The organism is Mesorhizobium zhangyense (assembly GCF_011045115.1).
Lineage (GTDB): Bacteria > Pseudomonadota > Alphaproteobacteria > Rhizobiales > Rhizobiaceae > Mesorhizobium_M > Mesorhizobium_M zhangyense.
Genome location: NZ_JAAKZG010000003.1, coordinates 623603 through 638780, shown reverse-complemented (window position 1 = coordinate 638780; position 15178 = coordinate 623603). Strand labels below are relative to the sequence as shown.

The following is a 15178-nucleotide window of genomic DNA, read 5'->3' as shown; positions in this document are numbered from 1 at the left end:
AGGCAGAAGATGCTCCGTCGGGATCCCGATCTTGCCGCCGATCTCCTGGATAACCTTCTTCTTCGCACCACGCGCTATCTCGATGTCGCTCTTTACGTCGGCCATGAACTGTTCCCTCGGGTTTGATCTGGATTGCCGGGGCTTGGTCGCCCGGCGTTTTGTCGCGTGCATAGAAGCCCGAGAGGGAAGGGGTGCGCCGTCTCAAAACAGCCGCGCAATACACGGATTGCGACAGGCTGAAGCGGTCGTCGGCGAATGATGAAATCGCGAAGGTTCAGGCCGTCGCGATGCTCATTCCCGGTTGCCAGCTATTTCCCCGCTCGACCTATTACCGGTCGAGCACCTGGCGGATTTCGACGATCTGGGAGCGGGCGCGCAGCAGGTTGAAGCCCATCGTCGCCAGATGCGACGGGAAGATGAAGCTGGACTCGTTGCCGTTGGAGATGATCCAGGGCTGCATGTTGAGCGCGTCGCGCATCTGGGTCTGCATGGTGTCCCACAGCGTGGTGATGTTGCGCTCGCGGATGACCGCCGAGAAATCCGTGCGGGTCGCGTGCAGCATCCCGTAATAGGCGTAGAGCTGGCCGTAGGCGAACCAGAAGCGGTCGTCGGCGCGCGGATCGAACCAGCCCGCGTCGGAGGCCTCGAGCTGGCTGCGCAGAATATCGGAAGTGGAGCCGATGTCGCCGGAAATGCGGTCGAGAAACTGGAGCAAATTATCGGCGCGCGCGTCGAATGTCGCCTCGCATTTCTCCAGGCTGCCATTGAAGGTGCGAAGCTTTGTGATCGCCTCGCGATAGACGCTTGGTGTCGGGCGGGTCGGGCCGCGCAGGCCGACATACCAGGCGTCCTCGTCCCAGGCGAGCGCGGTGCGGGCGTCCTGCAGGTTCTGGTCTATGCGCGAGGTGCCGCGTGCACGGCCAAGAGCATCGACCAGCTCCGTCGTGGTGCGGCGCAGAACCTGATTGATGCCGAGCTGGAAGGCGGCCTTGTTGTCGAAGAAGGGCGTGTTGCGCCACGGCACGCCGAAGAAGCCCATCTTCGAGGCAAGCATGGAGGAAATCCACGCGTTCCTGTTGACGTTGAAGTCGATGAGATCGGCCGAAACGGCGGCAATCTCGGAACGCTTGCAGGTTTGAGGCGTGGTCTGCGCGGTCGTCGTGCCGCTCGCGCCGCCTGTCGCGGGCTGCTCGGTCTGAGCGGTACCAGTGCTATCCGCCGCAATCGGATCGCCGGCAACGGCGTTCGTCGCCTTGGCGGTGGTGGAAGTCGCCGCTATCCGGGTCGGGTAGTCGGGATCAAAACCGTTCCAGACCTGGGTGACGTAGAAGAAATAGCCGTAGAGGAAGACGAAGCCAACCAGGATCAGCCCGAGCACGGCCCGTAGAATGAGGCCGCGATTGCCATACCAGCGGCCGGCCCACATAAAGGGCCACAACAGGATGCCGATGAGCAGGCCGATGCCGCGGCCGATCCATTGGAAGACCCAGGTGAAGAAGTTCACGATCGGATCAAGCATCTGGTCCCCCTCGTAGCTGCGAAGCACTGGTGCCGAACGGACGCCGCATCACGCCTTGTCCGACAGGCCGTAAAGGCGCGCGCGAAACGCATCCTTGTCTTTCAGATATGTGGTTTTCAACAGGTCCACAACATGGGATCGCCATGGCGCGGTGAAGCTCTCGTAATCCTTGTAGAAGCCCTGCTTGTTGAAAACATAGCGCGAGATGAAATCGGCCGGCACGAAATCCGAGATCAGACGGTTGGTCAGCCAGGCGTCGGGGTGGTCCGGCTTGGCACGCACCACCAGGAAACGGTGCAGCGGATCGACGTCATCGAGCTTGAGCTGGCCGAATTGCGCGATCTGGCGCTTGGCGGCGTTGAGGAAGGGAAAAGTGCCGTCGCGGTTGATCAGGTCGGCATGGCCGTGAATCCATGTCTGGAGCCAGACCTTGTCGGCATTGGCGAGGCTGCGCTCGGGCTCGGACTGGCGGATAAGCGAAAGGATCGCCATTTCGGCGCGGTGTTCGAGATAGTTCGACGCCTCTATCCATGAGGCACGGGGCAGTTCGAGGCGGCCCGTCGAGGCGAGGAAACGGAAGACGCGGTCGGCGTCGTCGATCGAGAGATAGCTAACCTGCCACGGCCGCGAGCGGCGGAAGCCGGGGGCCGACGGGTCGCTGATGACGGTCGTCATGTCGCGGTCGACAAAGACGTAGAGCCCGCCGAAATGGCTGGTCCAATAGGCGTTGTGGCGGAAAATGACCTGGTCCGGCACCAGCGCGTTTTCGCGGATGTCACCGGTGACCTTGGCCAGCTCCACCATGCGCTCCAGCATGGCGCTGTCGCGCCATGCATCAGGCTCCTGCTTCAGCCTGTCGACCAGCGTGCCGAGTTCGGCCGCCTTGCCGAGCACGTCCTCGCCCGACAGGACGCGGAACTCGACCTGGTTGATGGACAGCAGGTCTTCGATGTCCTCGACCTTGGATACCGAATCCTCGATCTCGCCGTAGATGACGTCCTTGATCGTCAGCGCGTCGATGGCGCGGGAGTTCTTGGTGAAGAACTCGTAGAGCAGCTGCGAGGTGTTGGAGAAGGCGGTGTGGACGACTGGCAGGTCAGCCTGTGCCGGGGTGAGGATGATGAAACGGCGGTTGACCTCGTTGGGGTCGAGATAGAGCCGGTCATCTAGTTCCTCGGCGATCTGTGGGGAAAAGCCCGAGCGGTCGATCTCGAAGGATTTCAGCTTCGTCGGCTTCAGCCCGAACGCCTTCAGCGCCTTGTTGTAGCGCTCGATGAGATGCGGCTCTTCGACCGGCAGCAGGCGGCCATAGATGAGATCGTTGTCGCGGAGGAGGTCCATTAGAATTGTCCCTCACTCTTTTCCTGCAAAGACGGGGAGAGGTAGATCGCAAACGATGACGTCCCCCTCTCCCCGTCCTTCACGGGGAGAGGGTAAGGGTGAGGGGCAACGAGACGGCTCAAGAGAGGATCTCCCGGTAGGTCGATGCTGCTATAAATCGCAAATCCTGGGCCTCGACGGGATCCAGCCGGCGCTCAAGGGCGGCTATGATCGTGTCAATCACAGCATCTCGCTCAGTCAGTGCATCCGTGTTCCAGAACCGCAAGACGGACCATCCTTCAGCAATCATGAACTGATCGCGTCGCCGATCATATTCGTTGTCTAGATGCTGGCTGCCATCGAGTTCAACCACCAACCGCCCTTCGCGGCAGGCAAAGTCGGCGAAATATGGTCCGATCGGAAGCTGTCGCGTAAACTTGGCACCGTTCGCCTGTCGACCCTTCAGGTCTGACCACAATGCGCGTTCGGCATCATTGTCTGCCTTGCGCAGGGATCGTGCTCGGTTGGTTCGCGATGACTCCGGTCCGCGCATCAAGAGGCCCCTCACCCTTACCCTCTCCCCGTGAATGACGGGGAGAGGGGGGCGTCAGCGTTGGAGCTTAGTCCTTCTCCCTGCATCCGAAGAGAAGGTGCCGGCAGGCGGAGCAGGGGCAAAGATTCCTCACCCATTCCACGCCCCCTTCGCCTTTAGTCCCTCGATCTCGCGGATTGCCCGCTCGCGCAGTCTTGTGTCGCGGATCATTTTTTCGACGGCGGCGTCGTCGGACCGGTCGGAGTAGCGGAATTCGGAGTCGGCGTAGCGGTTGATCTCCTGCATGACCATCTCCATCGAGAACGGTCCGCGCAGTTCCTCGATCATGGCTTTTTTGTCGTCGTAGCTCTTGTGCATGAAGGCTTCGGGCTTCTCGAACCACTCGTCCGGAAGCTCGATGTCCATTGCGCGCATCTTGATAGCGTCGGTGACGTTCTTGACGGCGCGGCCGGTGAAGCGGGGCTCGGCTTCCTTGATCTGGTGCAGATAGGTGCCGACATCGGCCATGGTCTTGGGCTCGCCGTTCTCCTTCATGAAGCGGTCGTAGACTTTTACCAGCCCGTCCTCATGCGGCTTGGAATAGCCTTCATAGGCGTTTTCGACGGCGCGCTGGATTTCCTGTGCGGCGTAGAGATCATGCTCACCGAGGGGGATCTTGTGGTTCTTGCCGGCGAGAAGGACGAAAATGTCGATATAGTCGTCGCGGCTCTGCGGGCCGTCGACCAGCCAGCGGGCACCGGCGCGCTGGCGCAGCGCGTCGTCGACATTTTCGGGATAGTTGGAAAACATGCCGAAGGAGCAATTGCCGCGAATGACGGTGGAGGCACCCGAAAAGGCTTCCATCAGCACGCCGGTGATTTCCTGCTGGCCGGCTGAGGCGCGGTCGTCGGAGCGCTTGGCGGCGACCTGGTCGATATCGTCGACCGTGCCGAAGCCGATGGCGCGGGGGTTCAGCACGTTGGTGATGAACTGCTTGCAGTTCTGGCCGGACTTGCCCTGATAGGACGAGATCTGGTCGACACCGAAATTCTCGTAGACGAACTGGTAGCCGGCGGTCTGGCAATAGCCGTGGAGCAGGCCGGCGATCATCTGGATCAGCGTCGTCTTGCCGGTGCCGGGCGAGCCGTCGCCGATGAAGGTGAAGAGGAAGCCGCCGAGCTCGACGAAGGGGTTGAGCTCGCGGTCGAAATCATAGGCCATCAGCATCTTGGCGAGCTTGACCGACTGGTATTTGGCGATGTGGTTGCCGACGACCTCGTCCGGCTTCTTGAAGGTCATCACCAGCGGCTTCGATTTCTTGCCCGGGGCAACGTCGAAGCCGTCAATTGTGAAATCGTCGGCGTCGATGCGGATATGCGCGTTCTCGAAGGTGCCGAGACCGTCGAAACGGCCCTTTCGAGTCAGCAGGCCATCGATCGCCGTGCGGGCAAAGGCGCGGGCGCGCGTCATCAGGTCGGCGTCGTCCTTGGCGCCGGAAATGGCCCGGTCGAGGCCGGCGATCAGCGCTTTCAGTGCGTCCTGCGCGGTGTCGAACAGGAAGTCCGGCTCGGCGATGTCGTTGGGGGCCTCGCCGTCGGCATCGATGGTCTGGAGCAGGTAGGAGGCCAGCGTGAAGGCCGAGACATAGGCCGAGGCCGTCAGCAGCTTCTTGAAATGCGTGGCCTCGTCGCCTTCCAGCGGCGCGCGGGCGTTTTTCGCCTGCAGGCTTTCGAGGTCGCCGCCGCGGGCGAAGACGTCTGCGACGGCCAGCGCGATGGCAAGCCCGCGCCGCGCGCGATAAAGCAGTGTGTGCTGCGAGATGCTCATGAGCTGATCGTCGGGGCGGATCGCGCCGACAGTTTTGGCAAGCTCGATCTCACGGGTTTTGCGCACGGAGCCGGTGGAAACGGTCGAGACGAAGCGGCGATTGGTGCCGGCAAGTGCGGTGCCCGACTGGCCGGACGAATCCTCCAGCACGACGATGCGCGTGATGAAGCTGTGCGCGGTGGCGCGGTGCTTTTCGATATCGGCTTCGGGAATGGTGGTCAGGCCGGTGTCCATACTACGCGCCTCGCTTATTTTGCGGAAGGTTGGCGCTGCCCCTCACCCTTACCCTCTCCCCGTAAGAACGGGGAGAGGGGGGCATCAACGTTGGAGCTTCGTTCGTCTCCCTAAAAAAATTGTAGGAAGGAGATTGGCCGCAACGCCGACGCCCCCCTCTCCCCGTTCTTACGGGGAGAGGGTAAGGGTGAGGGGCTGCACTAACTTCCGACAAGTTCACGCTAAACATCTGAAATCACCTGTCCGTTCGACAGGATATGCACCTTGTAGCCGCCAAAAATCTTTTCCGTCTCGCCGGCGGCATAGAGCGCCTGATAGGCTTCGTGCGGGATCAGCGCGTGTTTCTCGTAGTCGCTGACGCCCTGGCGGGCGGCTTCGAGGTCGTCGGTGTTGATGAAGAATTCCTGCGTCGCCTTCTCGCTCGACCATAGGCCGCGACGGCCGGGCTTTTCGCCTTTCGAATAGACCTCCTGGATGGTCCAGGTCAGCAGCCAGGCGTTTTCCGGCTTGCGCACCTTGGAAAGCACTTCGGCAACGGACGAATTGTGCTCGGTGATGCCGGCCGAATAGAACGGACCGAGCACGACGCGCCGCAATTGCTTGGGGTGCAGTGTCTCGAAATCCTTGTCGAGATTGTTGGCGATGGTTGCCGGCGACAGCGTGTAGGCGGAGTTCTTCTCAGTGAAATCGTCGAAGCGGTGGGCGAGCTCGGGGTTGAGCAGGCCGTCGACGGGAAGCGGAATCTTCACCTTTTCGTTGAGCTTGCCGTCGCTGGTGACAAGCTGCCTGACCATGCCGTCGGAAGAGTCTTCCACCGTCGCCATGTAGATAAGCGGCAGGTTGGCGCTGCCGTCGAACGACGCCCAATGGACGAGGTAATAGGGCCGTCCGGTCTTGGGATTGACCGAGACCTTGGCAGTCTGGGCCAGAAGAAACGGCCCGAAGACAGCGCCGTCCTCGACATCTTCCAGATAGAGCCGCTCGGCCATGGAGCGCTGGAGGGCCTGCGGAAATGCCTTGTGGCGCAGGATGAAGTCGGCCATCTCGCCGCGCAGTTCTTTGGGCGAGGGGATGGCGGCGAGGCGCTCGGTGGCCGTGCGGCGGTCGTTTTCCAGTTCGAGCACGTTCTGGAAGACCGGAAAGCCGCTTTCGGCGCGCGAGATCTTGAAGGTCTCCATGAAGCCGAGGCGATTACGCCAGCAGGAGAACGACTTCTCCAGCCGCGCTATGTATTCGGCCACGACTTTCGCGACGATGCCATGCCGGTAGAGCGGTGAGCGATCGTCGCGCATGAAGATTTCGAGGCCGCTGAGGGCGGCGCGAATGGCATCGAAATAGCGGGTTGCAGCGTCGGTTTCGGCGCTCATGCGGGTATGCCGGGCCTAGGTCCGCACATAGTCCGAGGCGTTGTGCTTTTTCAGCACTTCCTCGAAGCGGCGGGCGAAGGCGTCGTCGGCGAGCTTCTTGCGGCGCTGGATGTCCGAGGTCGCGACCATGTTCTTCTCGTGCATTTCGAGGAGGTCGCCGATGTGCTTCTGCGCGGCGGCGCCGATGCCGGCCATGGTTTCCTCGGCGGTGTTGTCGACCTGGCTGCCCAGCGTGTTGATCTTGTGGGCGACATCCTGCTGCGCGGCGGTCTTCAATGAGTCCTCAAGCGCCTTGTAGAGAACGATGCGCTGTTCGGTGTCGATGGTCAGCTTGTTGATCAGCGTGTTCTGCGCCGCGATCTGGTTGTTGAGCGAATCGACGAAGGTCTGGAACATCGAGGTGTAGCGTTCCAGCGTCTGGCTCTCGGCCAGCAGCTCCTGCTCCTTGGCCTGTTTTTCGTTGTATTCGGTCGCCAGCTTCGAGCGGTCGCCCTCAAGCTGGGTGCGCTCCTTCTGGCTGGTGGAGGCCGCGATCTTGTTCTCGATGTCGAGCAGCAGCGGGTTCAGTTCCTCGATGCGCTTCTGGGTCGTTTCGAGATTGGTCATCGTCACCTTGCGGCGCTCGATCACCTGGGCGAGGCTGGCTTCCGAGGTCTTGTAGCGGGCGTCCAGAACCTGTTTCTGGGCCTTCAGGATGCCGACGATGGTGTCGGATTTGGCCAGAAGCTCCTGGAGATTGCCGGCCAGCGACATGTTGCGGACGCGGTCGGTGCGCATGCGCTGCTTTTTCTGGGCCGAAAAGATGCCGACAAAGCTTTCCCAGCCGGTGTAGTTCTTCATGCTCTCGAACTCGGTGCCGAAGACGTTGGTGGCGTCTTCCAGCCCGATGATGAGGTCGGCAATGTTGCCTTCCATCACCTTCTGCTGCTTCAGCACGTCCTCGATGCGGGCGTTCTCGATATCGAAATCGGCAGAACCGATCTTCTGGTCGGAGGTGGCGAGCTTTTCCAGCACGGTGCTGGACTGGTCGATCTTGGTGCGCATGTCATCGACGACCTGTTTGGTCTTCGCAATCTCGGCGTCGAAATTCTGCAAGGTCGCCATATTGTCCCTCCGGGTGGCCTGCTCAGGTCGGGCCAATATAGGGTTGGGCCGTATCGATTGAAAGACAGGAAAGTCGAAGTGCTTCAAGGATTTCTTCCGTCGAGCTTGTCTGAAATGTCTTTGTGTGATGTCGGTTACGCTGTCGGATGATCGGGATTGTTGTGATGAGGGAAACTGGAAAAGCCGATGATCGGTCTCGATACCAATGTCGCGTATGTGGCCTGGATCATTACCCGGACATGCCTTGGGGAGCCAACGGCAAGGATCCGTCCTACATTATATGCGGATGCTGCGGCGCTGAGTTCGGATATGACGATGAGGCTCACGAGCAGCGACGGCAGCACTGGATCGAGAAAGATAATTGCAAGTGGTCCTCGCCAAAAGAAAGACCGCTTGATTGGGATATGGTGAGTCAAGTCCGGTCTATTGCTCCGGCTTTCCGCGGCGTTATGGACGAACAATTGATTGCCGATTATCTCGCCAAGAACCCGAAGCAGAACACATGAATAAGATTTAGGAGGGTTGCCGTGTCGCGCACAGATAAGTGAGCGGCGCGGCTCGCCCCGCCTTACCGCTTGAAACCACACCAAAATGGTGTTTGGCTTAAGGATACGAACGGCAAGAAATCGTAGCTACTGCCGCACAAGAATCACAATGGGAGAATTCCATGAATATGAAAGCACTCGCCGCCGGCGTTGGCCTGGTGGCATTTTTGGCGTCCGGTGTCGCATACGCTGCCGATCCTGAAAGCTGCAAGACCGTGCGGCTCTCCGATGTCGGCTGGACCGACATCCAGGCGACCACGGGCGTCGCTTCCGTGCTGCTGACCGCGCTCGGCTATGAGCCGCAGGTTATCCAGCTTTCGGTGCCGGTGACCTATGCGTCGCTGAAGAACAAGGATCTCGACGTCTTCCTCGGCAATTGGATGCCGTCGATGACCAGCGACATCAAGGAATACACCGCCGACGGCTCGGTCGAGACCGTCAGCGAAAACCTGACCGGCGCGGGCTACGGCATCGTCGTGCCGAGCTATGTCGCGGAAGCCGGCGTCAAGACGCTGACCGACCTCGGCAAGTTCAAGGACAAGTTCGACGGCAAGATCTACGGCATCGAGGCCGGCAATGACGGCAACCGAATCATCCTCGACATGATCAAGAACCCGGCCGACAATCTCGAAGGTTTCGAGCTGGTCGAATCGTCCGAAGCCGGCATGCTTACTCAGGCCGAACAGTCGATGAAGAACAACGAGTGGATCGCTTTCCTCGGCTGGACGCCGCATCCGGTCATGGGCGCCATGAAGATCACCTATCTCGACGGCATGGGCGATTCGGGCTTTGGTGCCGCCACCGTCAGCACCAATGTGCGCAAGGGTTACCTGACCGAGTGCCCGAATGCCGGCAAGTTCATCGCCAACCTCAAGTTCAACCTGGACATGGAAGGCGAGATGATGGATGCGATCCTGAAGGGCAGCGATGCCAACACGGTCGCGACCGACTGGCTGAAGAAGAACCCGGACGCCGTGACGCCCTGGATTGCCGGCGTAACCACCTTCGACGGCGGCGACGCGGCCGCTGCGGTGAAGACCGCGCTTGGCAGCTGAAACAGCCTGCAAAGGCATGAAGTGATGCAAGGGCGCAGCCGTCGGAAAGCCGGCTGCGCCGTTTTGTTCCAAAGCACATGACCGTCGAGACGGCGGGAGAGGGACGCAATGGATCCGGTTTCGCAATTCCTGGCCAGCTACAAGATACCGATCGGTGCCTGGGGCAAGGCGTTCTTCACCTTCCTCACCGACAATTTCGACGCGATCTTCCGCGGCTTTTCGAACGGCCTCAACTTCCTTCTCAACGGCATCGTCGATGGTTTGCTGATGGTGCCGCCGGTGCTGCTGGTTCTGATCATCGCGGGTATCGCCTATTTCCTGCAGCGCTCGCGGCCGCTGGCGATCGGCGTCGCACTCGGGCTGCTGTTCATCATCAATCAGGGCCTGTGGAAGCAGACCGTGCAGACGCTGGTGCTGGTGGTGGCCGCTGCCGCTGCCTCGATGGCCATCGGCGTGCCGCTCGGCATCTGGGCCGCGCACAAGCCGAAGGTCTACCGCATCATGCTGCCGGTGCTGGACCTGATGCAGACGCTGCCGACCTTCGTCTACCTGATCCCGGTGCTGACCCTGTTTGGCCTCGGCAATGCGCCGGGTCTCATCGTCACCATCATCTTCGTCATCCCGACCGCCGTGCGGCTCACGCATCTGGGTGTCGTCTCGGTGCCGACCGCGATCGTCGAGGCCGGCGAAGCCTTCGGGGCGACCAAGCGGCAACTGCTGTGGAAGGTGGAACTGCCGGCGGCCCTGCCGACAATCATGGCCGGACTGACCCAGTGCATCATGCTGTCGCTGTCGATGGTGGTGTTCGCAGCCCTCATCGGCGCCGGCGGGCTCGGCACCGAAATCAACCGCGCACTCGGCTCGCGCAGGATCGACCTCGGTCTTGAGGCGGGTCTCGCAATCGTCGTGCTCGCCATCGTACTCGACCGCATGACGCGCATCGGCGTCGGAGGCAAGAAATGAACGTCGCCGTAGACTTCAAGAATGTCGACATCATCTTCGGCCCCGACACGGCCGATGCGCTGGCCATGGTCGACAAGGGTGCCAGCCGTTCGGAAATCCTGGAAAAGACCGGCAATGTGCTGGGCTGCGCCGGGGCCAATCTCACCGTTCACGAGGGCGAGATTTCGGTGCTGATGGGCCTGTCGGGCTCGGGCAAGTCGACGCTGCTGCGCGCCGTCAACCGGCTCAACGTCGTCTCCCGGGGCCAAGTGCTGGTCAAGGATGGCGACAAGACCGTCGATGTCGTGACCTGCGACGAGGCGACCTTGCGCCGCCTGCGCCAGAAGCAGGTGGCCATGGTGTTCCAGCAATTCGGCCTGCTGCCGTGGCGCACCGTGGAGGAAAATGTCGGCCTCGGGCTGGAGCTTGCCGGCATGCCGGAGGCGGAGCGCAAGCAGAAGGTCGGCAAGCAGCTCGAGCTGGTCAACCTGACGCCATGGGCGAAGAAATACGCCCATGAGCTTTCGGGCGGCATGCAGCAGCGCGTCGGCCTGGCGCGTGCTTTTGCCACCGAAGCGCCGATCCTGCTCATGGACGAGCCGTTTTCCGCGCTCGACCCGCTGATCCGCACCAAGCTGCAGGACGAGCTTCTGCAGCTTCAGGAAAAGCTGAAGAAGACAATCATCTTCGTCAGCCACGATCTGGAAGAGGCGCTGAAGATCGGCAGCCACATCACCATCATGGAGGGCGGGCGCATCGTCCAGACCGGCGCGCCGGAAGACATCGTGCTGCGCCCGGCGAACGACTATGTCCGCGAGTTCATCTCGAATGTGAACCCGCTGTCGGTGCTGACCGCATGGAACGTCATGCGCGACCGGCGCGATCTGGAATCGGCGGGCCGGGGCGGCTGGCTCTGGCTCGACCGGCGTCAGACGACGCGCTTCAAGATCGACAAGGACGGCATGGTGGCGGCTGCCGAACGAAACGGTCAGCCGGCGGTGTGGGTGTCGTGCGACGACATCGAAAACCTGCCCGACGATGCGCCGCAGGTGTTCTGGGCAAAGCCCGGCACTTCGTTGAAAACCGTCATGCTCGCCATGCACCGCAGCCAGACTTCACCGGTGGCTCTGTTCGACGAGCAGTCGCGGTTTGTCGGCGCGATCGGTATCAGGGATGTGTTGAGCGCGGTGCTGAGGCGGTAGGGCTGAAGCCGCTCGCGGATAACTGAATGGACCATCCGGCCCGTTTGTGCGAAACTTGGCGATCGTCGCATCCATCATCCGCGCGTCCGATGACCGACACAATCACCATTCCCCGCACCAAAACGAAGCCGAAGACCGAGCGGCCGAAGCTGCACAAGGTCATCCTGATCAATGATGATTTCACGCCGCGTGAATTCGTCGTGCGGGTGCTGAAGGCCGAATTCCGCATGAGCGAGGATCAGGCGCATCGCGTGATGATCACTGCGCATCAGCGCGGTGTTTGCGTGGTGGCGGTGTTTACGAAGGATGTGGCCGAGACAAAGGCGACGCGGGCGACGGATGCTGGCAAGGCGGCGGGTTATCCGCTGATGTTTACGACCGAGCCGGAGGAGTGAGCCCTTCGAGTCTCGCTACGCTCGCACCTCATGATGAGGGGCGACGGCGGAGTGCGCCAGCGTTTTCTCCCCCCTTGAGGGGGAGATGTCGCGAAGCGACAGAGGGGGTCGGTTCATGCCGAGTGTGGCGTAAAAAGAACGTCGAGCACTGCCGCGGCGACCCCACCCGGCCCTACGGGCCACCCTCCCCTCAAGGGGGAGGGGAACGCCGAGCCCTTGATCTCACCCAGCCGGCTGCTTGGTCTTGCGCAGATAGGGCAGGATGGTTTCGAAGGCGCCGAAGCGCTTGATGGCGTCTTCGTTGGAGACGGCGGCGGTGATGATAACGTCTTCGCCCTGCTGCCAGTTGGCCGGCGTCGCCACTTGATGCTTGGCAGTGAGCTGGATGGAATCGATGGCGCGCAGGATCTCGTTGAAGTTGCGGCCGGTGGTCATCGGGTAGGTGAGGATCAGCTTGATCTTCTTGTCCGGGCCGATGACGTAGACCGAGCGCACCGTGGCGTTGTCGGCGGGCGTGCGGCCTTCGGAGCTGTCGCCTGCGCCTTCCGGCAGCATGTCGTAGAGCTTGGCGATCTTGAGGTTATTGTCGCCGATCAGCGGGTAGTCGACGCTGAAGCCGGTCGCGGTCTTGATGTCGTCCTTCCACTTGGCGTGGCTTTCGACCGGATCGACCGAGATGCCGATGATTTTGACGCCGCGCTTGCGGAATTCGCCTTCGAGGCCGGCCATGGTGCCGAGCTCCGTCGTGCAGACGGGCGTGAAATTCTTCGGATGCGAGAACAGCACGGCCCAGCCGTCGCCGATCCAGTCGTGGAACTTGACCGTGCCTTGGGTGGTCTCGGCGGTGAAATCGGGGGCGGTTTCGTTGATGCGCAGGCCCATGGCTCGCTCCTCTTGGTTCGTCACTGTTGGTTGGCCGCCCACGATAGCGCAATCCGCGCGATTTTGGAGGCCGAAACGGGCTCTATCAGGTCTTTGGGAGAACGACCAAGGCGGATTTTCGACCTTTGGAGGAAAAACATACTCCTATTGGGGGAGAGCTTACGCCTTACCCCTTCAAGGTGAGCGTTACCGCCCCTCGCGATACCACATGGAGCCGAGCGCCAGGAGCAGCAGGCCGAGGCCAAAGAAGCCGCCAAACATTGGCACGCGGCTGACCGATTTCAGCACGCTGTCATTGGTGGTGCGCAGGCCGATCCAGTCGCGGCCGGAGGCTTCCGCCGTGCCGCGTACCGGCACGACGCTCGGCACGCTGATGCCGGTGAGACCCGCCAGCCGCCGCACGCTGCCGCCGCTCGCCTCGATCGCTGGGCGCACGATGTTTTCCGTCGAGATGACGTCGGCGAATTCCGGTGCGTTGATCGGGCCGATATGGGCAAGTGCCGTGAGATCGCCATTGGCGACCTGATAGAGGCCGATCTCGTTGGTTTCGACGCTGCCGGCGAAGATGCCGGGCTCGGACTGTGAGAGCGGCACCGTCATTGCCTTGCCCGAAGGGGTGATGACCTGGGCCGCACCGGGATCGTCGCTCATGGTCTGGCGGCGCACGTCCAGCGTCATGCCGCGGCCATTGGCGGTCAGGCGTTCTTCCTCGAGTTCCGGTTCCTTCATCAGCCAGTGGGCGATGCGGCGATAGAGCGAGACATGTGGGCCGCCGCCCTCGAAGCCGCGCGCCCACAGCCAGCCCTGATCGGACAGGAACATGCCGACGCGGCCTTCGCCCTTGCGGTCGAGCAGCAGCAGCGGGCGATCGTCCGGGCCCTTCATCACCACTTCGCCCTCGGGCCGGTCGATGCCGATAAGGCGGAACCAGCGGCTCCATTTCGGCGGCTCGGTGCCGGAGCCTTCGAGCCCGCGCGTGACAGGATGGCGTTTGCCGACATCCGTCAGGCGCGGATAGAAAGCCTGATCGACGACCTCGCCGCTGGGCATGGCCGGCAGGGCCGACATCAGCGGCGTGCGCGCAATCGACTGGTCGCCGGCATATTCGGGACCGGCGGCGATCAGCAGCGCGCCGCCCTTTTCGACATATTCGGCGATGTAGTCGTAATAGAGGATCGGCAGCACGTCGCGGTGCTGGTAGCGGTCGAAGATGATCAGGTCGAAATCGTTGATCTTGTCGACGAAGAGTTCACGCGTCGGGAAGGCGATGAGCGACAATTCGTTGATCGGCGTGCCATCCTGCTTTTCCGGCGGCCGCAGAATGGTGAAGTGGACGAGATCGACCGAGGCGTCCGACTTGAGCAGGTTGCGCCATGTGCGCTCGCCGGCATGCGGCTCGCCCGAAACCAGCAGCACGCGCAGGTTTTCGCGGATGCCGTCGACCAGCGCGATGGCGCGATTGTTGGTGTCGGTCAGTTCGCCGTCGACGCGGTCGATCTGAAGCTCGACGATGTTGCGGCCGGCAGTCGGAATGGTGATGTCGACCGGCATTTCCTGGCCGATCGTCGCGCGCTCGACCGAGACCTGCTGGCCGTTGACCGAAACGCGGACATCGACTTCGCCAGTTGCACCGCCGGTGTCCAGCACGCGGTAGGTCATGGCCAGCGGCTTGCCGACGATGCCGAAGCGCGGCGCCTTTTCAAAGCGGATGCGCCGGTCGCGCTCGTTTTCCTCGCCGGTGATCAAAGCGTGGAGCGGCGCGTGGAAATTGGGTGCGGCGGGCACGTCATGCACTTGCCCGTCGGTTACCATGATGGCGCCGCCGATGCGGGAGGGCGGGACGTCACGGAAAGCACCGTCGAGGGCCGAGAACAGCCGCGTCTGCGTGCGCTCGTCGGCGGCATCGGCCTTGCCGGCCTCGACCACGCGCACTTCGAACTGCTTGAAGCGGGCAAGCCGTTCCTGCAGCGTGGTCACGGCCTGATCGGTCTCGGCAGTGCGGTTGCCGATGTCCTGGCTTTGGCTGCGGTCGACGATCAGCGCGACCACGCTTTGCAGGGGCTCGCGGTCCTCGTCGAGCAGCACCGGATTGATGAGCGCAGCCGCCAACGCGGCAAGTGCTGCAAGCCGCAGCCAGCCGCCACGCTGCCGGAACCACAGGCCGAGAACGGCCAAAAGCGCCAGCGGCACGATGATGGCGGCGACGAGCGGCCATCCGAGCAGGGGTTCGAAGGAGAGGGACCAGTTGTTCACG

Annotated in this window: 13 protein-coding genes; 5 read left to right on the top strand and 8 right to left on the bottom strand. The window is 62.0% G+C overall.

Annotated features, from left to right (window positions below; translation table 11 throughout):
- Positions 1-328 precede the first annotated feature (328 nt).
- The 6 genes from G6N74_RS09965 to G6N74_RS09940 all read right to left on the bottom strand — a co-directional run bounded on the left by G6N74_RS09965 (position 329) and on the right by G6N74_RS09940 (position 7903).
- On the bottom strand, positions 329-1519 hold the full coding sequence (locus G6N74_RS09965) for a DUF2333 family protein (RefSeq protein WP_165116772.1): 1191 nt from the start codon (positions 1517-1519) through the stop codon (positions 329-331).
- Positions 1520-1567: 48 nt separating this feature from the next.
- Positions 1568-2860 carry a DUF6638 family protein gene (locus G6N74_RS09960; protein WP_165116770.1) on the bottom strand — a complete coding sequence of 431 codons (1293 nt, stop codon included), beginning with the start codon at positions 2858-2860 and terminating at the stop codon, positions 1568-1570.
- A gap of 118 nt (positions 2861-2978) precedes the next feature.
- On the bottom strand, positions 2979-3392 hold the full coding sequence (locus tag G6N74_RS09955) for an endonuclease domain-containing protein (protein ID WP_165116768.1): 414 nt from the start codon (positions 3390-3392) through the stop codon (positions 2979-2981).
- A gap of 129 nt (positions 3393-3521) precedes the next feature.
- On the bottom strand, positions 3522-5432 hold the full coding sequence (locus G6N74_RS09950) for an AAA family ATPase (protein ID WP_165116766.1): 1911 nt from the start codon (positions 5430-5432) through the stop codon (positions 3522-3524).
- 221 nt (positions 5433-5653) lie between these two features.
- Positions 5654-6799, bottom strand: a complete 1146-nt coding sequence (locus G6N74_RS09945) for a hypothetical protein (RefSeq protein ID WP_165116764.1) — start codon at positions 6797-6799, stop codon at positions 5654-5656.
- A 15-nt stretch (positions 6800-6814) separates the two neighbouring features.
- Complete coding sequence (locus tag G6N74_RS09940) at positions 6815-7903, bottom strand: coiled-coil domain-containing protein (protein WP_165116762.1); 1089 nt, start codon at positions 7901-7903, stop codon at positions 6815-6817.
- A gap of 164 nt (positions 7904-8067) precedes the next feature.
- On the opposite strand from G6N74_RS09940, the gene G6N74_RS09935 reads away from it, so the two are divergent.
- From G6N74_RS09935 to clpS, 5 genes are all read left to right on the top strand, one after another.
- Positions 8068-8409, top strand: a complete 342-nt coding sequence (locus G6N74_RS09935; RefSeq protein ID WP_165116760.1) for a hypothetical protein — start codon at positions 8068-8070, stop codon at positions 8407-8409.
- Between the two features lie 161 nt (positions 8410-8570).
- The gene (locus tag G6N74_RS09930) at positions 8571-9503 is read left to right on the top strand and encodes a choline ABC transporter substrate-binding protein (protein WP_165116758.1); all 933 of its coding nucleotides are present in this window, start codon (positions 8571-8573) and stop codon (positions 9501-9503) included.
- A gap of 108 nt (positions 9504-9611) precedes the next feature.
- Positions 9612-10466: a choline ABC transporter permease subunit gene (gene choW / locus G6N74_RS09925; RefSeq protein ID WP_165116756.1), complete on the top strand. Its 855-nt coding sequence runs from the start codon at positions 9612-9614 to the stop codon at positions 10464-10466.
- Complete coding sequence (gene choV / locus G6N74_RS09920; RefSeq protein WP_165116754.1) at positions 10463-11647, top strand: choline ABC transporter ATP-binding protein; 1185 nt, start codon at positions 10463-10465, stop codon at positions 11645-11647. The genes choW and choV overlap by 4 nt, the downstream gene beginning before the upstream one ends.
- A gap of 89 nt (positions 11648-11736) precedes the next feature.
- Positions 11737-12042, top strand: coding sequence for an ATP-dependent Clp protease adapter ClpS (gene clpS / locus G6N74_RS09915; protein WP_165116752.1), 306 nt, complete (start codon positions 11737-11739; stop codon positions 12040-12042).
- Between the two features lie 222 nt (positions 12043-12264).
- Here the strand turns inward: clpS and G6N74_RS09910 are convergent, their stop codons facing one another.
- Together G6N74_RS09910 and G6N74_RS09905 are read right to left on the bottom strand one after the other, a co-directional pair.
- Positions 12265-12924: a peroxiredoxin gene (locus tag G6N74_RS09910; RefSeq protein WP_165116750.1), complete on the bottom strand. Its 660-nt coding sequence runs from the start codon at positions 12922-12924 to the stop codon at positions 12265-12267.
- Between the two features lie 186 nt (positions 12925-13110).
- Positions 13111-15177, bottom strand: coding sequence for a hypothetical protein (locus G6N74_RS09905; protein WP_165116748.1), 2067 nt, complete (start codon positions 15175-15177; stop codon positions 13111-13113).
- Position 15178 lies beyond the last annotated feature (1 nt).

Excerpts from the sequence above, each read along its gene's own strand:
- G6N74_RS09965 (WP_165116772.1), bottom strand. The coding sequence starts at position 1,519 with ATGCTTGATCCGATCGTGAACTTCTTCACCTGGGTCTTCCAATGGATC.
- G6N74_RS09960 (WP_165116770.1), bottom strand. The coding sequence starts at position 2,860 with ATGGACCTCCTCCGCGACAACGATCTCATCTATGGCCGCCTGCTGCCG.
- G6N74_RS09955 (WP_165116768.1), bottom strand. The coding sequence starts at position 3,392 with ATGCGCGGACCGGAGTCATCGCGAACCAACCGAGCACGATCCCTGCGC.
- G6N74_RS09950 (WP_165116766.1), bottom strand. The coding sequence starts at position 5,432 with ATGGACACCGGCCTGACCACCATTCCCGAAGCCGATATCGAAAAGCAC.
- G6N74_RS09945 (WP_165116764.1), bottom strand. The coding sequence starts at position 6,799 with ATGAGCGCCGAAACCGACGCTGCAACCCGCTATTTCGATGCCATTCGC.
- G6N74_RS09940 (WP_165116762.1), bottom strand. The coding sequence starts at position 7,903 with ATGGCGACCTTGCAGAATTTCGACGCCGAGATTGCGAAGACCAAACAG.
- G6N74_RS09935 (WP_165116760.1), top strand. The coding sequence starts at position 8,068 with ATGAGGGAAACTGGAAAAGCCGATGATCGGTCTCGATACCAATGTCGC.
- G6N74_RS09930 (WP_165116758.1), top strand. The coding sequence starts at position 8,571 with ATGAATATGAAAGCACTCGCCGCCGGCGTTGGCCTGGTGGCATTTTTG.
- choW (WP_165116756.1), top strand. The coding sequence starts at position 9,612 with ATGGATCCGGTTTCGCAATTCCTGGCCAGCTACAAGATACCGATCGGT.
- choV (WP_165116754.1), top strand. The coding sequence starts at position 10,463 with ATGAACGTCGCCGTAGACTTCAAGAATGTCGACATCATCTTCGGCCCC.
- clpS (WP_165116752.1), top strand. The coding sequence starts at position 11,737 with ATGACCGACACAATCACCATTCCCCGCACCAAAACGAAGCCGAAGACC.
- G6N74_RS09910 (WP_165116750.1), bottom strand. The coding sequence starts at position 12,924 with ATGGGCCTGCGCATCAACGAAACCGCCCCCGATTTCACCGCCGAGACC.